Source organism: Spirosoma daeguense, assembly GCF_054776875.1.
In genome coordinates this window covers 711,917-732,421 of record NZ_BAAHBF010000004.1, presented here as the reverse complement: position 1 = coordinate 732,421, position 20,505 = coordinate 711,917, and the positions used below count along the sequence as shown (strand labels likewise).

13 protein-coding genes are annotated in these 20,505 nt (G+C 47.6%); 7 read left to right on the top strand and 6 right to left on the bottom strand.

Annotated elements, in window-relative coordinates:
• Positions 1-15 precede the first annotated feature (15 nt).
• Both ACYVD4_RS15780 and ACYVD4_RS15775 read left to right on the top strand, forming a co-directional pair.
• Positions 16-726 (top strand): DUF4198 domain-containing protein, encoded by a 711-nt coding sequence (locus ACYVD4_RS15780; protein ID WP_460947290.1) that lies wholly within the window; start codon positions 16-18, stop codon positions 724-726.
• Positions 727-801: 75 nt separating this feature from the next.
• On the top strand, positions 802-1,158 hold the full coding sequence (locus ACYVD4_RS15775) for a hypothetical protein (protein WP_460947288.1): 357 nt from the start codon (positions 802-804) through the stop codon (positions 1,156-1,158).
• A gap of 2 nt (positions 1,159-1,160) precedes the next feature.
• Here the strand turns inward: ACYVD4_RS15775 and ACYVD4_RS15770 are convergent, their stop codons facing one another.
• Positions 1,161-1,628, bottom strand: coding sequence for a VOC family protein (locus ACYVD4_RS15770; protein ID WP_460947286.1), 468 nt, complete (start codon positions 1,626-1,628; stop codon positions 1,161-1,163).
• Positions 1,629-1,905: 277 nt separating this feature from the next.
• On the opposite strand from ACYVD4_RS15770, the gene ACYVD4_RS15765 reads away from it, so the two are divergent.
• Positions 1,906-3,177 (top strand): Na+/H+ antiporter, encoded by a 1,272-nt coding sequence (locus ACYVD4_RS15765; protein WP_460947284.1) that lies wholly within the window; start codon positions 1,906-1,908, stop codon positions 3,175-3,177.
• A 32-nt stretch (positions 3,178-3,209) separates the two neighbouring features.
• On the opposite strand, the gene ACYVD4_RS15760 is transcribed toward ACYVD4_RS15765, so the two are convergent.
• From ACYVD4_RS15760 to ACYVD4_RS15745, 4 genes are all read right to left on the bottom strand, one after another.
• Complete coding sequence (locus ACYVD4_RS15760) at positions 3,210-3,908, bottom strand: hypothetical protein (protein WP_460947282.1); 699 nt, start codon at positions 3,906-3,908, stop codon at positions 3,210-3,212.
• Positions 3,909-4,136: 228 nt separating this feature from the next.
• Complete coding sequence (locus tag ACYVD4_RS15755) at positions 4,137-4,991, bottom strand: helix-turn-helix domain-containing protein (protein ID WP_460947280.1); 855 nt, start codon at positions 4,989-4,991, stop codon at positions 4,137-4,139.
• Positions 4,992-5,001: 10 nt separating this feature from the next.
• A complete protein-coding gene (locus ACYVD4_RS15750; protein WP_460947278.1) occupies positions 5,002-6,360 on the bottom strand; it encodes a DUF418 domain-containing protein in 1,359 nt (452 codons plus the stop codon).
• Positions 6,361-6,392: 32 nt separating this feature from the next.
• Positions 6,393-7,766 (bottom strand): DUF418 domain-containing protein, encoded by a 1,374-nt coding sequence (locus ACYVD4_RS15745; RefSeq protein WP_460947276.1) that lies wholly within the window; start codon positions 7,764-7,766, stop codon positions 6,393-6,395.
• 342 nt (positions 7,767-8,108) lie between these two features.
• Here ACYVD4_RS15745 and ACYVD4_RS15740 point away from each other — a divergent pair, with 342 nt between their 5' ends.
• Together ACYVD4_RS15740 and ACYVD4_RS15735 are read left to right on the top strand one after the other, a co-directional pair.
• Entirely contained in the window at positions 8,109-8,654 is a 546-nt protein-coding gene (locus tag ACYVD4_RS15740; protein WP_460947274.1) for a GNAT family N-acetyltransferase, read from the top strand.
• 65 nt (positions 8,655-8,719) lie between these two features.
• Complete coding sequence (locus ACYVD4_RS15735; RefSeq protein ID WP_460947272.1) at positions 8,720-15,502, top strand: hybrid non-ribosomal peptide synthetase/type I polyketide synthase; 6,783 nt, start codon at positions 8,720-8,722, stop codon at positions 15,500-15,502.
• 799 nt (positions 15,503-16,301) lie between these two features.
• Here the strand turns inward: ACYVD4_RS15735 and ACYVD4_RS15730 are convergent.
• Positions 16,302-17,459 (bottom strand): pyridoxal phosphate-dependent aminotransferase, encoded by a 1,158-nt coding sequence (locus ACYVD4_RS15730; protein ID WP_460947270.1) that lies wholly within the window; start codon positions 17,457-17,459, stop codon positions 16,302-16,304.
• Positions 17,460-18,133: 674 nt separating this feature from the next.
• On the opposite strand from ACYVD4_RS15730, the gene ACYVD4_RS15725 reads away from it, so the two are divergent.
• Together ACYVD4_RS15725 and ACYVD4_RS15720 are read left to right on the top strand one after the other, a co-directional pair.
• A complete protein-coding gene (locus ACYVD4_RS15725; RefSeq protein ID WP_460947268.1) occupies positions 18,134-19,219 on the top strand; it encodes an acyloxyacyl hydrolase in 1,086 nt (361 codons plus the stop codon).
• Between the two features lie 133 nt (positions 19,220-19,352).
• Positions 19,353-20,429, top strand: coding sequence for a Gfo/Idh/MocA family protein (locus ACYVD4_RS15720; protein WP_460947266.1), 1,077 nt, complete (start codon positions 19,353-19,355; stop codon positions 20,427-20,429).
• Positions 20,430-20,505: the final 76 nt, after the last annotated feature.

Sequence of the window (20,505 nt, the reverse complement as noted above, 5' to 3'; positions counted from 1 at the left end):
TTAAGACAACCTCCCATGAAACGACTATCAATTCTTACCATACTTCTATCCACACTGTTTTTAGGTAACGTATATGCTCATGCGTTATGGATTGAAACCAATCCCGTAGGGCAAAAAGGCCAGAAACAAACCGTCACGATTCTCTATGCCGAACCAGACGAGAACCCCGAAAAAGTGGCCGACTGGTATTCCGACGTAAAGGAGTTTGAACTCTGGTTAATTGGTCCCGATGGTCAGAAAAATAAACTGACGGTTACGCCCGGTCAGGATCGTTTTACGGCTGATTTTACACCCGAAAAAGACGGCGTTTATACACTGGCCGTTGGTCACGGAGCCAAAGATTTGGGTGGTACTACCAAATACCAGTTCAACGCCACGGCAGCCGTAACGGTCGGAAAATCGGCAACGGCGCCAACGAATCATCCAAACGAGCTGAACGTAGCAGAAACCCAGTTTGGTAAAGCTTACAAGGTTGGAAAACCCATTTCGCTGGCTGGTTTTTTCAAGGAAAAACCGTCCGAAAAACTGCACATTACCGTGTCATCGCCAAGCGGCTGGAATCGTTCAATTGTGACCAATGCTGAGGGTGTAGCAGAATTTACGCCTGTTTGGCCCGGTCGTTACAAGATTGAAGCCTCGAAAACGGAAAAAACAACTGGCGAACAAAATAGCAAGCCGTATCAGGCCGTCTGGCGTTGTGCTACGTATGTGATTGATGTTCAGTAAATAGACTGCAAATACGTAACGGAACGTAGCAACTGCGGGGTGGTAGACTGCTACGTTCCTTAACTGTGCTGAATCATGACAGAAAGGAGCAAATGGACAGAAGGCCCGTTTCGGTTGGCACATACATCGCAGGGCGAAATCGTGTTATATGCCAACTGCGAACTTTGGTACAGTTTCCGGTTTGGTGCGTTGTTTCGGTACCTGACTGCCGACGAATTTCACCGGCTTCACGATTCGGTTATGGCATTCGATTGGAAGCTATTGCCCACCAAAACCGGTGCTACGTCGACCATAACCAATGTGCAGCAAGTGCTGAACGTTACGTTGTTTGGTGCTATGACACGTAGCGATTTGCTCGAATTAAGAACCCTACTCGGAAGGGCCGCTTTGCTGGTAATGGCCCTTTCCAGAATTTACAACAATCAAAATTAACCTTACCTCAATCGTTCGGCGAATTCGATCAAGTTACCCCAAGGGTCCGAAATGAAGGCCAGTCGTTTGCCAATGGCAGGCAGATTAAATGGTTCGCCGACTAACGTAACACCCCGTTTGCTGAGTTCACGTAACGTATCGTCTACACTCGGTACGTCGATACAAAAATGGTGATAACCGGCTGGGTGAAGGCTTTCATTCAAATCGGTGTAATCGGCCGGTTTGTCGGGTTGACCACCTGCGAGTAGCTCTACCCAGAAATTGTCGTCGTTGGCTGGTGCCAGATACGCCAATTGAAGGTCGCCAAAAGGCCATTCGTGAATGAGTCGGAAATCGAGTTTTTCCATGTACCATTCTTTGCTGGCTTCGTAGTCGGGCACACGAACGGCGACGTGCGCACCCCGCATCTGGCTAAAAGGACTTTCGGTGTTGCGGGCAGGGACTTGAATTGTGGTGTTTTGCGTTTCCATGTTGCTTTCTTGATTAGTAAATTGATGAAGCAAAGATGGAGGCTCGCCCGTTGTGACTTTATAACAAAGACAAAGGCCTTTTTATGAATATCAAAGATGTAATGGATCGCTGATGAGCATCTGGCGTAGTACGTCAAAAATTTGGCTTTCTGAACCTCAGTGCGTTTGTTTGAAACGAAAACTAGCCGTTTTCAACGTAACAGCCCTCAACAACAACGTAGCGAATTCGTCACCACGTTGTTATTAAGCGGATTTCAGACGTAGCAATGTAGCGTTTATGGAAAACTACAGCATTATTTTATTTGTACTGGCCGTTATGATTGGCCTTTCGGCGCTGGCCGATAAAATTCGATTGCCTTATCCAATTTTACTCGTAACAGCCGGAATCGCAGTTGGTTTTATTCCGGGAATGCCTAAAATCGAGCTTGACCCCGAAATTATTTTTCTGCTATTTCTGCCGCCTATGCTCTACGATGCGGCTTTTAATATCTCGTTCAACGAGTTCAGAAACAACGCAAATACGATCTATTCACTGGCCTTTGCGCTAGTGTTTATGACAGCGGGCGGGCTTGCCGTGCTGGCGTATTTTATCATTCCGAACATGACCTGGCCGCTGGCATTTGTGCTGGGTGGTATTTTGTCAGCAACCGATGCTGTTGCTGCTATGAGTATCACTAAAGGATTGGGTTTATCACGGAAAACGTTGACGATTCTTGAGGGCGAAAGCCTGATTAACGATGCGTCGGGTCTGATTGCCTATCGGTTGGCAGTGGCGGCTGTAGGCGGTACGTCGTTTGTGTTCTGGAAAGCTGGTTTGCAGTTTTTACAACTGATTGTTGGTGGCTGGCTGGTCGGATTTATATGTAGTAAAGTGCTGGAAATTATACTTCCACCAATTCCAAAGAACAATATGGTGGTCATCAGTCTCACGTTGCTCATGCCATTTATTACGTATCTGGTTGCCGAAGAAATTCACGTATCGGGTGTTATTGCGGTTGTTGTTTTGGGGCTTAGAATCTCCTGGTTCGAGCCGAAACTTTTTCCCGACAGCACCAAAGCGCAATCGAGAAATATCTGGGAAATAATCGTATTTATCCTGAACGGACTGGTCTTTGTACTGATCGGGATCGAGTTTCCTTATGTACTGGAAAATATTGAAAGACAGGATATTCTACCACTGATTGGCTACAGTTTTCTGATTTGTATTGTGGCACTGGCTATTCGGATGGGTCGGGTTTTTCTGCAAAAAATCAACCTCGACCGGGCGTTCCGAAAAACGGGCGATAGTCGGCTCGAAGCGGCCCAGCTCGGCTGGAAAAACAGTCTGATTATTAGCTGGTCGGGTATGAGAGGCATTGTGTCGCTGGCCACAGCCTTGGCTTTGCCTGTTACGTTAGCCGATGGCAGTGCGTTTCCACAACGAGATGCTATTATTTTTATATCGGTCGTTGTGGTTCTTATTACGTTAGTGGGGCAGGGGCTAAGCCTGCCGATGCTGGTAAAATGGTTGGACGTAGCAACGATGCGCCGACCAAAAAACGATGCCTGATAATAGTTGATTGGGAACTATGAGCGGTTGACTTAGAATAAATTTGTTACCACCCACTTGGCAAAACTTTGCCACCAGTCAGCATGGCCATTTTCTTTGACAACAGTTGATGTAAGGGCGATGATAATAAAAGTCAACATGGGGAAAGGCGATTTTTTCTGACGAATATCCAAAATCAGCCAGACTACCGGAATTCCCAGTGTTGATACAATCATGATTGGAATAGCGACCTGAGGGGGGAACGTAGTAAAAGCGAATCGGCCAAGACCTGGACCCATAATCATGAGTCCGGTGCTGGAAAAAAAACGTAAATGATAAGGCGTATTTCGTTTGTAAATAATACCCAAACTATACAGGATACCCATATACAGGATATCTGGAATGCCGTTCGTAAGGCCAGCCAGAGCATCGGCTTCATTCTTGGTTTGGATAGATCGATAATACCCAGCCCTCCCTATAAAAAAGAATGAAATCAGAAGAAGCGGCATTGAAATGTAAGAAGATTTACCTACGAATCGGTGCCATTTATATTTTTTTGCACGTATCAGAAACGCTTGAGAAACTAACATGCCTATCCAGAGTAAGGCTACTACGCCATGAAAATGATGCGCGGTCGTAAAACCTTTAAAAGCGGGGAAATGGATGTAGTATGTTGGGTAAAAGCCTAATAATGTAATGATTAATATTCCTGCAAATAAATACCCAATCCGATTTTGTAATGCTTTTTCCATTGGTGTGTAGGATAGATAGTAGACGGCTGTAAGAATAAGTGCGAAAACATAAACTCGAACGGAAAGCAACCTGCCAGCGCAGAACGTAGCATTTCCTGTTTGTCCAGATAGTAGCTTTTAACGTAGCAATACTAGCCTAACGTAGCACATGGCAGTCTCTCGAATACGTAAAATTTAGACCAAGGTAATTGCTTTACAGGCCCGGTACATAGTAAAAAAACGACAACGTTAATGACCGGGAAGATCTCGTTCGCAAGTCTCGAAAAATTGCTGGCAGGCGGCTTCCTCCGCAAATAACTGGCTTGGGTTAGTACCTGCAAATTGCTGGAAGTCTTTAACTAAGTGGTTTGGGTCATAATACCCGCACGCATAAGCAATATCGATCCAGGAACGTAGTGGATTTGCTTCTCGAAGCTGATACGCTCGCGAAAATCGGCCGATACGAGTGAACAGTTTGGGGCTGACCCCCACTCGTTCCCGGAATTTACGCTCAAACTGGCGAGTGCTCAAACAGGCATCAGCCGCCAGTTTATCGAGTTGATGATAAGCGTTTGGTTGAAGCATTTTTTGAGCAATCAGGTCGATAGAATGGCGGTCGTGCCGACACTGAGCCGCTTTTTGCAATAAAAATGCTTCGATTGTCTGAATCATGGCTGTGTAGCTGTTCGCGGCTGGTAGTCTCTCGTTTACGTCGCGAATCGCTTTGCCCGTAATCGTTTCCAGATCAGCCACGCCATCGGCCAGCAGATACATGGGCACATTTAGTAAACGGAACAAGGCCCCTGGCTGAAAGCTGACTTTCAGCATCAGATAATTGGGGTTGATGGTTATGTTATAGCGGCTAAGTTGCTGACCAACAATATTGCTTACAGCCGCCGGAAGAGCCGCTTCGCTACCAACCGGAACACTGTGGGGCAAATCGAACGGATAAAAATACAGGCATTGCTCCGTGCTGGGCGGATAGGGTTTGGCGGGTAAATGGTTAGGTGATGTGTTTGAGCCGAACTGAATATGAATAATCCAGTAATGTCGAACAAAGTTTTGCAAAGCCGGATGCGGTACGTATTCACGGAAGAAAACCATATCGTTTACGTTACGTTGTTGGTTTACGCATCGGCTGAAGTTTCCAGTAGGTTAAACTTCGCCAGACCCATTCGAAGGGACCAAAACGGAAATAAGTAAGCCAGATCGGTGAATAAATTAATTGCACCAGCCAAACAACTGCCACTACGTAGTAGAGTTGGTGATAAGCCAGCTTCCCGTAATAGCCGAAACCATAGCCGAAGAAAAACAACGTACAGATAATGCTCTGCATCAAATAATTAGTGAATGCCATCTGGCCCACGGCCGCCAACGCCTTCATGAGCCAGGGCACTACGTTGGCGCGATAAATAAGCAGTAATAAACTGGCATGACCGAGGGCCAGCAATACCCGGCGAATGTCGTAAAGAACCCAAGGCGTTATTCGATACGTATCGACTGTGAGGGCAGGATGCTGGTAGTAATCGGCGGTAAATCGAACGAAAAACCAGCTAATGGGTAAGCCAATACCATAGCCGATCAGCAACGTAACAAGATATGCTCGGGTCGATAATCGGTTGGTCAGAAACCCCAGTCCTAGTAAGGCCATGCCCAGAAACATCATACCAATCATATCCCAACCTAACTGATACACGTAAAAAATTACCCCATTCGCTGTACCGGGAAACAACTGCGTAAACACCGAAGCATATGTACCACGCATGGCTTTTAGCGTTTTGGTATCTTCTTTCGGATCTACTTTAAATCGGGATACGAATTGTTCCCAGTTTGCTTTTGATTCGAGTTGTTTTTCTGACGGTTTCTTTTTCGCTTTTTCCAGCTTGACCGCTTCCAGATAACCCGCTCGGTCGGCACGCATATACGATTGCCAGGCTTCATTTTTATATGCGGAAAAACCCATGCAAATCAGGGCAATACCAATCAGCCAGATCGCGCGAACGTTTCGAAAGGGAAATAATAACATGCCGAACAGTCCATACATAAACAAAACATCGCCCCGCCATTGCAGTACGTAGGCATCGAAGACGCCGAATAGTACCAGCCATAGCAACCGACGGTAGTAAAACTCGATAACGGTTGGGCCGTTTAACGTATCGCGTTTATTGGTTATGAACAGAATCATACCAGCCCCGAAGAGCATGGAGAATAACGCCCGCATAGTGCCCTCGAAAAGTGTACCCACGGCTGCAAAGGCCAAATAATCACGACTAGCGGTATCTTTTGTTACTGCAAACATGCCTGAATCCAGAAAGCCGAATCCGGGAATATTCATCATCAGGATACCTAACAGGGCCATACCCCGGATGAGATCAAGCGTCAGAATACGCTCGGACGTAGCAACTGGTCGGGTGGTTTGAGGCTCCGTAAACGTATCGATGGGGAGAGTGGTGGTAACAAACGTAGTTTCCATGATGGTGAATTGGTGGTGGATGAAGCAATTTATTAGGCTAAAACGGACTGTTGATCCTGACGGCGAAAGGGTAATTTGACGCCACTACTTAGCGACTGCCAGAGCCATTCGAGTGGTCCAAGTTTATAATAACGTAGCCAGACAGCGCTGAAAACCAGTTGAATCAGCCAGATGTCGAAAACAAGGATGTATAGCTGATATATGTGCAGGTCGCCAAAATAGCCCATGCCATAGCCGTAAAAGAAAAGCGTACAAAAAATGGTTTGTGCTACGTAGTTGGTTAGCGCCAGTTGCCCAACTGCGTCGAGCGAATCCCGTAACAGATTGCCGATGCCGGCCCGAAAAAAGAGAAGGATCAGACTGGCCAATCCAACTGCCGAACAGGCTCGTTCGAGCGGTTGTAGCCAGTCCGATAAAGGAAGTGAGCCAGTGCTATAGACTTTGGTGAAGTCGACGATTTTCTGTTCGTATGAAGGCCATAAAAACCACGCCAGTAACGGCCCGGTTACTAAACCGGCAATGGTTAGAATCACTACGTTACGTTGGCTGAATCGCTCCGAAAAAAATCCCCATCGAAACAACGTCATACCCAGTAACATCATCGATAGAATTTCCCAAATGCCTGATTGATAAAGTTGTCGGGAGTGTTTTCGCTGTAGACCCGGTAATACATACTCCCAAACGGTAGCATAATCAGAACGCATCTTGATAGTGCTTTCCCGATCTTTCTTTTTATCGTAGGCTACACTTTTTACCGTACCTTCCCAAGTCGATTTATCGGCTTTCTGCTCGTCGGTAAGTTTGACTTTTTTGTTCTTTTCGAGCGCGACAACCGTTTTGTATTTCGCGAATTTTTCCTGTTGCTCGGTATAATTCCAATACGATTTACCTGAAAAAATCAGTCCGGTCAGGATAGCGCCAATCAGGAAAGCCCGTGCCGATAGCCGTTGTAATGAAAACAGCAGTATGCTGGCAACGCTGAAGGGAAACAGCAGGTCGTTGGAGCAGAGAAACAGCATGGCGTTTAGGACCCCAAACACGCCCAGCCACAGTTGCCGACGGATGAAAATTTCCTGCGTTGATGGGAATCCCGCTACGTTCGGGTTCGACAAAAAAAGTAAGATCGTTGCCCCGGCTGCCAGCGCAAACAGGCCCGGCAGCGTGTTATCGGCAATGATGTGTGTAAGTTTAAGCAGCCAGTAATTACCACCATGAGGCCCCCGAATCAACTCACCGGCCTGTGCCTGCGTCAGGCCAAACGTTCGGATCGTAACAAGCAATAAACCTAATATAGCCACGCCCCATACTACGTTCAGGATTGATGAACGTTCAGGCAAATAATCCGGGTGATTTTGTTGCGGAGAGGCTGGCGATAAATGTGCAGAGGATAAGGTAGAAGCTTCCATAAGATATGTATGAATGGTGTCGATAAGCTTCTGAATATAAGTGCGTTTGCTGAATATGTACTTTTGTTTTTATTGAAAGGTAATCTGCTGTTTTCAATTCAGATGATTCGGCGTGTCGGTAGGCTATGTCAGTTCGTCATAATCGTTTTTATGGGCGTAAAAAGACTATAAATAGCACGATTTTATAGTAAAAAATTTACTGACTGGTAGGTTAGAAGCAAAACTTGCAGTTTGGACATGTAGTAAGGTGACAAGTATATTTTATGGAGTCTAAAGTGATGAGAAGTAGTCTTTAGCGGTGACGCTTATACTACACTGTAGCCCATAAATGAAATTGTGAACATGAGAATTGATTGTGGCCCCTGCACGATTCGTTCGTGGCAGTATGGGGATGAAGACAATCTGCACCAACATGCCAATAGTAAAGCTATCTGGCTGAACCTTCGCGATAATTTCCCCCATCCATACACAGCCGTTGATGCGCAACGATGGATTCAATACGTAGTAGATCCCGAACAGGAAACCAATTTCGCTATCGACGTTGACGGCGAAGCGGTTGGGAATATTGGGCTACGGATTGGCGAAGACATCGAACGCTACTCGGCCGAAGTCTGGTACTGGCTCGGAGAAGCGTATTGGGGCCGACGTATCATGTCGACTGCCCTTAAAGCCATTGCCAATTACGCATTCTCGGAATTTACACTGACTCGTTTATACGCCAAACCCATGACGCACAACGCAGGCTCGATCAAAGTGCTCGAAAAAGCGGGCTTTCGTCGGGAGGGTTTGCTCCGCTGGAGTGTCGTTAAAGACGGTGCGATGATCGATACGTTTATGTATTCGTATCTGTCGAGCGATTGGCTGGCAGACGCCAACGAACTCATCTGACAAAATTGCATTAACAAGCCCCTAGTCTACTGGCTGAATTTGGACGAAGATTTACTCAATTGGCAATGGATAGTATTATTAATTCGCCGTCTACGGCCTTTGATTCAGTAGAGTCTGTTCTCTATCCGAAACATAAAACACTGGTCGATTTGCTGGTCGAACAGGTTCGCCGAACTCCCGAAAACGTAGCGCTGGTGTTTGGAAAAGAGCAGCTTACGTATCGGCAACTCGATGAAGAGTCGAACCAGTTCGCGCATTATCTGCGGAAAAAAGGCGTGCGCGAAGAGTCGCTGGTGCCGATTTGCCTGACTCGTTCTGTCAATATGATTGTCGGGATTATTGGTATCCTGAAAGCGGGGGGAGCCTACGTCCCCATCGACCCCGACTATCCGGCCGACCGTATTACGTACATGCTGGCCGATCTGAACGCGGAACTCGTGGTAACAGATGCTACGTCCCGGCCCATGCTGACGCAACTGGCTGAGAATGCTCAACTGATTTGCCTCGACACAGATCGAAATGCTATTAAAAATGAGCCTGTTACGTCTGTTGCTACGTTGTTGACGCCGAAGAATTTAGCGTATGTAATCTATACGTCGGGTTCTACAGGCCGACCGAAAGGCGTGATGATTGAGCACGAAAACGTAGTCCGGCTTTTCGTGAATGATGCTCCCCTTTTCGATTTTGGCGAGCAGGATGTCTGGACTATGTTTCACTCATTCTGCTTCGATTTTTCGGTCTGGGAAATGTATGGCGCGCTCCTGTTTGGGGGGCGCCTTGTTATCGTTCCAAAAGAAGTCGTCAAAGATGCTACGTTGTTCGCCGAATTGCTGGAAGTTCAGCAGGTTACGGTACTGAATCAGACGCCATCGGCTTTCTACATAGTGCAGGATCAGGCTGTTAGTCGGCAGAAAGCCCTTTCGGTACGCTACGTTATTTTTGGTGGCGAAGCTCTGAATCCAGACAAGCTACGCCCCTGGAAACAGTCATATCCTGACTGTCAGTTGATTAATATGTACGGCATTACCGAAACAACCGTACATGTGACGTATCTGGCGCTCACCGAACAACATCTTGAACAAAGCAAAAGTCTGATCGGCTGGCCAATTCCGACCTTATCTACTTATGTTCTCGACAAAGACCAAAAACCGGTCGCTATGGGCGAAACCGGCGAGTTATACGTTGGCGGAGCGGGTCTGGCGCGGGGTTATCTGAATCAGCCTGAATTATCGGCGCAACGCTTCATTACCAATCCATTTTCTGAACAATCCGACGACCGGATTTACCGAAGTGGTGATCTGGCGAGGCTCTTGCCCGATGGCGGTCTGGAATACAGGGGCCGAATGGATGAGCAGGTTAAGATTCGGGGTTTTCGGATTGAGCTGGGCGAAATCGAACAAGTATTGTTGCAGTATCCGGGTATAAAACAGGCCGTTGTTATCGTTAAATCCTTTGCCGATGATGATACGCGGCTGGTTGGCTACGTAGTAACAGATCAGCCTTTCGAGAAGAAGCCCATCGTTGATTTTCTGGCGACCCGATTGCCCGACTACATGGTTCCCAGCCTGTTAGCGCCCATCGAAACAATTCCGCTTACCAGTAATGGCAAAGTTGACCGGAAAGCTTTACCAACGCCCGATGCTACGTCGGGATTGACGAATTCATACGTAGCACCCGGAAATCCGACCGAAGAAAAACTGATCAGTGTCTGGAAAGACGTACTAGCTGTCGGTCGGATTGGCGTCGATGATAATTTTTTTGAACTGGGTGGCAACTCGTTATTGGCTGTTCGGGCAATTACGTTGCTGAAACAGACGCATAGCCACGACGTAGCGGTGACCAAACTTTACCAGTTTCCGACGATTCGGTTATTAGCAGATTTTCTGGACGGACGTAGTCGAACAAAGTCCCGACAGGCAGAACAGAAAACGGCGAAAATGGAGTCGGACGACGTAGCGATTATTGGCATGGCGGGTCGTTTTCCGGGAGCCGACACAATCGATGCGTTGTGGGACGTGCTGAAAGCGGGAAAGGAAACGATTCATTTCTTTTCCGATGTCGAACTAGATGCAAGTTTACCAACCGATATTACCAGCGATAAAGCCTACGTAAAAGCGCGGGGAATTCTGGAACGAGCTACCGAGTTCGATGCCGGTTTTTTCGGGTTGAGTGCGAAACTGGCCGAAGTGATGGACCCACAGCACCGGGTTTTCATGGAAATCGCCTGGGAGGTTTTGGAACAAACGGGCTATCTGCCGCATCAGTATGGCGACCGTATCGGTGTCTGGGCTGGCTGTGGCAACAATACGTATTACCTCAATAACGTACTGGTCAACAAAGACGTGCTGAATCAGATCGGCAGTTTTCAGGCCATGACGGTCAACGAAAAGGATTTTATTGCCTCTCGAACGGCTTATCAACTCAATCTGGGCGGGCCAGCGGTTAGCGTATATTCCGCTTGCTCCACTTCATTACTCGCCATAACGCAGGCTGTCGATAGCATTCGGCTTGGTCGTTGTGAACTGGCACTGGCGGGTGGAGCCAGCATTACGGCTCCCATTCACAGCGGCCATTTATACGAAGAAGGAGCCATGCTCAGCCGGGACGGCCATTGTCGGCCGTTCGATGCGCAGGCAAGCGGTACCGTGTTTAGTGATGGCGCTGGTGTGGTATTACTAAAAGCACGCGAAGCCGCTGAGCGCGATGGTGATACGATTTATGCTGTAATCAAAGGTGTTGGCGTAAACAATGATGGGGGAGGCAAAGGCAGTTTTACCGCACCAAATGCCGAAGGGCAAGCCGTTGCCATTCGAGCCGCTCTGGAAGATGCCCACATCGACCCATCGACAATTAGCTACGTAGAAGCGCATGGCACAGCTACGCCATTGGGCGATCCTATCGAAATTGAAGGGTTAACGATGGCGTTTGGTGATGTGCCCCGTAATCAGTTCTGTGCGCTGGGATCTATCAAAAGCAATCTGGGCCACCTGACCGCAGCTGCTGGTGTAGCCGGATTGATTAAAACCACACTGGCACTTTATCACAATGAGTTACCGGCTTCCATCGGCTTCGACGCGCCAAATCCGGTTATTCCATTTGCCAACACTCCCTTTTATGTAAACGATACGTATCGGAAATGGACATCTACCGGGTTGCGTCGGGCGGGGGTTAGTTCGTTTGGTGTGGGCGGAACCAACGTACACGTAGTACTGGAAGAGTATCCGCAACCGGAACGTAGTGCGTCGGAAGAGTCTGATCAAAAGCAACGACCTGCGCAGATTTTTCCCTGGGCTGCCAAATCTTCGCAAAGTCTGACTGATTACCGACTGAGTCTAACTAACTATTTATATCAACAGGATAATCTGAACGTAGCAGACGTAGCATCTACGCTTCAGCAACGCCAGTTGACGTTTCCACATCGGCGGTTTGTTCTCGCTCAAACACAGGCCGAATTAATCGAATCATTGGCCGAATCTCAATCAGTTTCAAGGGATCAAGCTGCTTCGTCTGAAGCGGGCGAGATCGTTTTTTTGTTTCCGGGGCAGGGTGCGCAATACGTGAATATGGGACGGCAACTGTATGAGAACGAGCCCATATATCGGCAGGCGGTTGATGCCTGTGCCGATACGTTAGTTCAGCATCTGGATGTCGATATTCGAGACGTATTGTTTCCGGATGTTTCCGATACGTTGGCGTCAGAACGTTTAAAAAATACCCGTTACACACAGCCTGCTCTATTTACCACCAACTATGCCCTCGCCCAATTGTGGCAGAGCTGGGGAGTAGAACCAACGGTGTTTTGTGGGCATAGTATCGGCGAATTTGTGGCAGCTCATCTGGCGGGTGTTTTTTCGCTCGAAGATGCGCTGGCATTAATCGCAACGCGTGGGCGACTTATTAGTGACTTGCCGTCGGGCGGGATGTTATCGGTGCGTCTCCCGGCAGAAGAAGTGCTTTCTCTGTTACCCGAATCACTGTCGCTGGCGGCCGTAAACAGTCGGCAATTATGTGTAGTAGCTGGTCCTAACGAAGCTATTGCCGATTTCTCCCAGACGTTAGACGTACAGCACGTAGCAAATCGGTTGCTCGAAACTAGTCACGCGTTTCATTCGGCGATGCTTGATCCGATTCTGGGTGAGTTTGAAAACATAGTTGAGAAGATTGCGCTACGTCAGCCACAAAAACCGATTGTATCGACCGTGACGGGTACGTGGCTTACCGATCATGAAGCGACCAGCCCGACGTATTGGGCTAGACATATGCGGGCAACGGTGCGTTTTGCTGATGCGCTGGAAACGCTGTTCACGCTAACGAATCCTATTCTGCTGGAAACCGGGCCCGGCAATGTAACAACTACGCTGGCTCGTCAACAGGCCATTCCGCGACCTGTACAAACAGTTGCTACGCTGGATGGCGCTAAAAACAATCAGACTGAGTATGTGTCGGTGCTAAAGGCGTTGGGGCAGCTTTGGGTTAAGGGCGTAAACCCCAACTGGCAATCATTTGGAGCCTCACAAACGACACGCCGTATTGACTTGCCCACCTACGCGTTCGACCGGAAACGCTGCTGGGTTGAGCCATTACGCATACAACCTCAATTATTGCCCTCTCAGGCGCCTGTATTAACAGATTTGCCTTCACCCATAAATGTTATAGAGATACCTGCTATGAGAAAATCGAATTTGGTAACAGTGGTGAAAAAGTTGCTGAACGAAACATCAGGCTTAGATACTGGCAACATTTCGCTGGAAACAAGCTTTATTGAATTAGGACTTGATTCATTAGCACTTACGCAATTTTCGTATACTCTTCGGAAAAAATTCGATTTGCCCATCTCGTTCCGCCAACTTAACAGCGAGTTTAGTACGTTAGATGCGTTGGTCGATTACCTGGACAAAGGCCTGCCTGCCGATGTCTACCAGCCAGCAGTCCCCGCTCCTGTACCGATGTCAATACCAGTTACTCCGCCAGCACCTGTTGTTTCGGCAGTTAACGTAGCACCATCGCTGCCATCAGTACAGCCTGTGGCCAAACCCGCTGAGCGCTCTACTGATGCCATCATGAATCTGTTTGAACAGCAATTGCAGATTATGGCGCAACAAATGGCGGTGCTACGTGGACAAGATATAAGTCAGTTACCCGTAACATCCCCGGCAACCCCTGCGGTAGAATCAGCTAGTGCGGTCATTAAGGTAAACAGCCAGTCGACGAACGGTGCGATGCCAAAAGCACCTGTTCAAGCGTTTGGAGCGGGGGCACGTATTGAACGGCAATCGTCGATGCTGACAAAAGCGCAGCAGACTTTTTTGCAGGAACTTACCCAACGATACAATCAAAAGACAGCCGCTAGCAAGAATTTTACGCAGGAAAATCGGAAATGGATGGCCGATCCGCGTGTGGTTACAGGTTTCAGACCGGCTACCAAAGAACTGGTTTACCCGCTGGTTGTCGATAAATCGAAAGGGAGCCGGTTATGGGACATTGACGGCAACGAATACATCGATGCGTTGAATGGGTTTGGGGCTACTCTGTTCGGACATCAGCCTGAGCTGCTCAAGAACGTATTGCACGAGCAGATTGAGCAGGGGTATGAACTCGGCCCGCAACACAAACTGGCTGGCGACGTAACGCGGCTAATCTGTGAATTTACTAAGGCAGATCGGGCAGCTTTGTGCAATACGGGTTCGGAAGCCGTATTGGGTACACTACGTATGGCACGTACCGTAACAGGCCGAACACTTGTTGTTACGTTTGCCGGTTCCTATCACGGCATTTTCGATGAGGTGATCAGTAGGGGAAGTCACGATCGACAAACGTATCCGGCGGCACTGGGTATTTTACCAGAAGCGGTTCAGAATATTCTGGTTCTGGAATACGGTACCGACGAAAGTCTGGAAATTATTCGGTCAAGAGCGTCTGAGCTGGCGGCCGTATTGGTTGAGCCTATCCAAAGCCGGCGCCCGGAGTTTGTGCCAGTTGATTTTTTGCGTCAGCTTCGAGCCATTACTGCTCAGAATGGCACGGCGCTTATTTTCGACGAAGTAATAACGGGTTTTCGGACGCATCCGGGTGGTATTCAGGGACTGTTTGGTATTCAGGCCGATCTGGCTGCTTACGGAAAAGTAGTTGGCGGAGGGTTGCCGATTGGTGTGATGGCAGGGAAAGCGAAATTTATGGATGCGCTCGATGGTGGCCACTGGGAATACGGTGATGCGTCATATCCTCAAGCTGACATAACGTTTTTTGCTGGTACGTTTGCCCGACATCCGCTGGCACTGGCGGCAGCAAAAGCTTCGTTGTTATACATGCATGAGCAGGGCCCTATGTTGCAGGAGCGCCTGACTGCGAAAGCAAAGCGGCTGGCCGATACGTTAAATACGTTTCTTGCCACGAAAGAACTACCGATTGTGATTGCTCAGTTCGGGTCGTTATGGAAGACAAAATTCAGTCAGGATATGCCGTTTGCCGAACTGCTGTTTACGCTCATGCGCGAACGTGGAATTCATATTTGGGACGGATTTCCCTGTTTTATGACCGAAGCGCATACCGAGTCCGACGTCGATCAGATTATTCAGGCGTTTCAGGAGAGTGTCAATGAGCTGATCAACGCGCAGTTTTTACCCGCTCGTGTAGGCGTATCGATTCCGGTAAAACAAACGGGGCAGGGAAATAATCTGGAACGTCCGCCAGTACCGGGCGCAAAACTGGGTCGCGATGCTCAGGGCAACGTAGCATGGTTTGCCAAAGATCCCAACCGCCCCGGAAAATACCTGCAACTGATTATTAATGAGTCGGAAGGTTATTTAAATGGAGGTGTAACGAACGGGTCGGTGAATGGCAAGCACTAAAAACGGATGAAGTAGAAAGGCACGTACTTATGGAGTGTTAGGTGCGCCAGAACTGCAAAACAACGTAGCGGTTGGGCCGCGTGGGCGACAGGTGAGCCAACCAACAGAAACGGCGGATAATAAATGGCATTAACTTCCCAATAAAAATACGTTATGATTTACCGTAACGTGAACAAATATATTGCTGAGTAAATACTGTTTCAAAAGCCTGAGGCCTGAATTAGTATATCAACTTGAGTTTGGTATAATTCGCCAGCGAAGGCGTTTGTCGTTAGATTATCTACCCTCATTCGAACAGTATTCTATAGTAGGTTTAGATCAGGAGGAAGCGATTACGATCAACCAGGCAGCACCGACCCAAAAACTTACTATCCCAATAATGAACAAAAACGTGTCGGGCGGATGCTCAGCTGAAGTGCTATAGCCTATACTTATTGTCAGGATGGCTCCTGAAACAGTTAGTAAGCCAGCAATAAGTTTAGTTCTTCTGGTGAACTTCATGCCATTAAACACAAATCCTATTTCCTATTATATGCCTATAAGACTATAGTTTATAAAATATAATCGGTACAGAGGCAATGTTCCTTCCTGCAACTCATGAACGTAGGTGTTCGAACTTTGTGGCAAAAAAAGAGTATTGAGTCCGACAGACGGAGCCTGTTGAGGCCAGACATATACTAATGCAAAAAGGACGTAGCGAAAATAAACATTAGGTCTATCTTCCGCTACGTCCTTTTGTAACGTGAACATTCTGTCCGCAAATACTAGCCTTTACGGACAGAATGTTCACGTTACGTTATTACGATACTACTTTCAGGGCATCGGCAAATGCCTGCATTTGTGGCATCGTACCTAAGCTTACACGGCACCAGTATTGTCCGTCGAATTTCCATTGACGGATGCTTACACTCTGATCCATCATCCGGCTGACGAAATCTTCGCCCTTCATCCGAATTGGGAATAGCACGAAGTTCGTGCCTGAGGGAAGATAGGTATAGCCGTTCGTTTTTAATGTTTGGTATAAAAACTCTCTGGCCTCCAATCCTTTGCTAAGCGAGAATTTGATGAAATCCTCGTCGGTGTAGCAAGCCAGACCGGCACGTAGCGTTGTCATGGTAAGACCACCAGGGCCACCACCCCATTTGCTGATAGCGGCCAACGTATCGGGCTGACCGACCAGATAACCCAGACGCAAACCTGCCATACCGTAGATTTTCGAGAAGGTACGGGCTACCAGTACGTCCTGACCTTTTTTTACATTTTCGATAACCGAGAATTTCTTCGGATCGCTGGTATAATGGATGTAGGCTTCATCGACAAACACAGGTTTTTTTGCCGATACGCGGTCAACGAATGCACGTAACGCGACAGGGTCGATGGTTACGCCGGTTGGGTTGTTCGGGTTATTTATATACATCAGGCTCGTATTGTCGCCAACCCGTTTTTCCATTTCGGCCAGATTATGATCGTAGTTACCAGCCGTAAGGGGTACTTTTTCCCACTTCGAACCATGTTGCACGGCGGCACGCATCAACTGTTCATACGTTGGATCAGCCGAAATAATTGAACCGCCCGGTTTTTTATAGCTGTAGTACATCGCTGCGGCTATCAGCAGTGATCCCGAACCGGGTGCCAGCAAAATTTGATCTTCCGATACACCTTCCTGTTCCGCAATCATCTTCTTGAGCTGAGTACCATAAGCGAATGGATACAGATAGCCCTCACTAGCCGCTTCTGAAATAGCCTTCAATGCTTTGGGAGATGGACCATAAGGGTTTTCGTTGGCTGAGAGACGAGCCTTTAGAACACCACCTTTAGGTGGCAGAGCAGATACCATTTCCGGTGCATCGAGCCAGGGCTCGCAATAGGCGTTGTTTGACAACAGTGAAGGAGCTGCTACTGCTCCGGCGCTCATCATCAGGCTGTTTTTGAGCCAGTTACGACGATTAAGATTCATGAGTTCTTTTGATGAATATGAAGAATTGATTGGTAATAGACAATGGATACTATAAAATGAAATTGTTGCTTTCTATTCAGCTTATATTATCCATTGGGTTAATTAGTGCCATATAATATCCGGATGAGTAGTCTTTTTTGCATACGCCATTTACGTTATAGACTTAGTTTAATCATGCTGAAAAGATAGTCTAATTCAATTGTGTACTCCTGGTCGCCCGGAACGATGCCGAATACTGGCCGCCCGATCCGAAATCATCCGAACCAACCAGGGATAACACAATTGCTCTTATGTCGCACAGTACGCGGATAAGCAAAAATTAAACTCGTAGAAGAACGTTGACTGACGTAGTAGGCTTGAAACAAACCCAATAGTCTATTTATTAGGATAGACAAGGAATTAACCGAATCTACCAAACCCGGATCATCATGACTATTGCCATAGATTCGGAGATGCTAAATTGCTCCACAAGTGCGGCCAGTGAGCAATCAGGCTACGAAGAATGTTTTGTCGTACTAAAGCGTATCAAATATAAGTTATTTAGAGTAATGCCAAAGAGAATTTTGTCTAATTTTTAAATCGCTTTTAAGAAATTTTAATTAATAGAGATAATTCGGAATTTAATTTGATTTTATATAAACTTTTTCTCGTTTTTGTCCTAAATTGAACAGCGAATGATGGGTACTATATGGATGCTGGGGAAACTTGTTTTCTCGCTTAATGATGCACCAATCGACTCTACACAAAAACAGCTCGGTGTTCATGCGCAAACTGGCTTTATTATTCCACATGCACCTGATTTACGCGCCATTTCACAGTCTACGCCTGTGGGCATCACCGTTGAATACAGCCGGCTCAATCTACGACGTAGTGCCTTCGAACGTTGTAATTGTTTTGCACGGATTGGCGTGTATGCAAACTACGTAGCATTCAACAATCCGACAGAACTAGGAAGAACGGTTGGCGGAGGGGCATTCTTCGAGCCGTTGATTCGTTACGGTAAACCAATTTCATTTTCGATCAGAACCGCAGCCGGGCTGGCTTATCTGTCCCGCATCTTCGACGAGCAGACGAATCCGCGTAATACCTTCTTTGGCGCTACGCTGAATAGCTGGCTATCGGTATCAGCCGCTACGTATATTCGCGTAAGTGATCACGTTCAGGTGAACGTAGCCGCTCATTATAATCATATTTCCAACGGCGGCAGCCGACAACCCAATCGGGGTATGAATTTTCCGACTGCATCGTTCGGATTGATTTATACACCCCGACCAATACCGTTGCCCAACCCGCGCAACTGGGCAAAACCAAAACTAACTAGCCACTGGACGCTACGTCTGATGCCGTTTACTTCCATTCGGACTTTACCCCAAACCGATAATTTTCCTGAACAGGCTACCTGGCTTTTTGGACTAACGGCTACAGCGGGTTATCGACTGAATCGGTTTCATGCGTTGTCGGCTGGGGTTGAAGGTGTTAGTGATGGCTATGTTCGGCAACAACGACAACGTAACGGGCTATCGCCAGATGGCTGGCAACTGGGTTTGTTAGGAGGTTATGAATTATGGCTGGGTCGGTACCGGTTCACTACACATGCTGGCTGGAACATCTATCAGCCCGATTCCGTACCTGATGGACGATTGTTTCAACGGTACCAATTGTTGTATGCGCTACGTCCTCATATTCGGCTGGGCGTAGGACTGAAAGCGAAACTGAACGTAGCAGAAGGATTCGATTTGCGGGTAGGAGCCGAGTTCTGAATGCTTTTAGATGTTAATGGATAATGCAGAATGAATAATGGAAAATGTAGGATAATACGTAATAAGCTATTTTATTCATCAGTATGCAGTCTGTTTTATTCATTATCCATTATTCATTGTCCATTAAAACCTCATGCCTACACCCCTTCGCGTTGCCATTATTGGCCCCGGCAAAGTGGCGCATCTGCACGCCAAAGCCGTTCTGCAAACTCCCGATACCGAATTAGTAGCCGTTTATGGCCGGACGTATCAGAAAGCCGAAGATTTTGCAAATCACTATAACATCCACGCTTACAGTGATGTGTATGATATGATTGATCGGGAGAACGTAGACCTTTGTCTGGTCTGTACAACGCACCCCGCTCACCGCGAACCAGCTATTGCGGCTCTTAACGCAGGAGCGCACGTACTGATCGAAAAGCCGCTGGCGTCGACGCTTGAAGACTGTGACGCCATGATTGAAGCGGCAAAACAGAACAATCGGTATCTGGGCACCATTAGCCAGCGTCGGTTTTATGCACCTTCCATGCGCATCCGGGAGGCTATCGATTCGGGCAAGATTGGTAAACCCGTACTCGGTACGATTCAGATGCTGGGCTGGCGCGATGAAAAATATTACCAGAGCGATGCCTGGCGCGGTACGTGGGCCGAAGAAGGTGGCGGTGTATTGGTAAATCAGTCGCCCCACCAGTTGGATTTGCTGCTCTGGTACATGGGCGATGTTGAGGAGGTTTACGGTGTCTGGCGGAATCTGAACCACCCCTATATTGAAGTCGATGATACGGCACTGGCCATTGTGAAATTCAAAAATGGCGGGCTGGGCAACATTATTGTTAGTAATTCGCAGAAGCCGGGCATTTTCGGAAAAGTACACGTACATGGCGAAAACGGCGCATCGGTTGGCGTACAGACCGATGGCGGTGCCTTATTTATTGCCGGTATGTCGAGCATTACCGACCCGCCCGTTAATGACCTTTGGAGTGTTCCGGGCGAAGAAAACAAGCTGGCGGAATACGTAGCAGAAGACACCGCTTTTTTCAATACCATCGACGCTACAGTCTATTATTTTGGCGTACAGATTGCCGATTTCCGGGATGCTATTCGCGAAGGGCGGCCACCGTTAGTAACGGGTGAGGACGGACGTAAAGTGGTGGCGTTGTTCCAAGCTATTTACGAATCGACCCGAACAGGTGTGCCTGTGAAGTTCTAGATACGTAGCGAAATGTATACTAGTTTAGAAGTCAAATTTAACCGTAAATTTGACTTCTAAACTAAGCACTTCATAC

What these genes read in the sequence shown, in the direction of transcription:
- ACYVD4_RS15735 (WP_460947272.1), top strand. Translation starts at nt 8,720, where the DNA reads ATGGATAGTATTATTAATTCGCCGTCTACGGCCTTTGATTCAGTAGAG.
- ACYVD4_RS15755 (WP_460947280.1), bottom strand. Translation starts at nt 4,991, where the DNA reads ATGGTTTTCTTCCGTGAATACGTACCGCATCCGGCTTTGCAAAACTTT.
- ACYVD4_RS15765 (WP_460947284.1), top strand. Translation starts at nt 1,906, where the DNA reads ATGGAAAACTACAGCATTATTTTATTTGTACTGGCCGTTATGATTGGC.
- ACYVD4_RS15740 (WP_460947274.1), top strand. Translation starts at nt 8,109, where the DNA reads ATGAGAATTGATTGTGGCCCCTGCACGATTCGTTCGTGGCAGTATGGG.
- ACYVD4_RS15750 (WP_460947278.1), bottom strand. Translation starts at nt 6,360, where the DNA reads ATGGAAACTACGTTTGTTACCACCACTCTCCCCATCGATACGTTTACG.
- ACYVD4_RS15730 (WP_460947270.1), bottom strand. Translation starts at nt 17,459, where the DNA reads ATGAATCTTAATCGTCGTAACTGGCTCAAAAACAGCCTGATGATGAGC.
- ACYVD4_RS15725 (WP_460947268.1), top strand. Translation starts at nt 18,134, where the DNA reads ATGATGGGTACTATATGGATGCTGGGGAAACTTGTTTTCTCGCTTAAT.
- ACYVD4_RS15775 (WP_460947288.1), top strand. Translation starts at nt 802, where the DNA reads ATGACAGAAAGGAGCAAATGGACAGAAGGCCCGTTTCGGTTGGCACAT.
- ACYVD4_RS15780 (WP_460947290.1), top strand. Translation starts at nt 16, where the DNA reads ATGAAACGACTATCAATTCTTACCATACTTCTATCCACACTGTTTTTA.
- ACYVD4_RS15745 (WP_460947276.1), bottom strand. Translation starts at nt 7,766, where the DNA reads ATGGAAGCTTCTACCTTATCCTCTGCACATTTATCGCCAGCCTCTCCG.
- ACYVD4_RS15760 (WP_460947282.1), bottom strand. Translation starts at nt 3,908, where the DNA reads ATGGAAAAAGCATTACAAAATCGGATTGGGTATTTATTTGCAGGAATA.
- ACYVD4_RS15770 (WP_460947286.1), bottom strand. Translation starts at nt 1,628, where the DNA reads ATGGAAACGCAAAACACCACAATTCAAGTCCCTGCCCGCAACACCGAA.
- ACYVD4_RS15720 (WP_460947266.1), top strand. Translation starts at nt 19,353, where the DNA reads ATGCCTACACCCCTTCGCGTTGCCATTATTGGCCCCGGCAAAGTGGCG.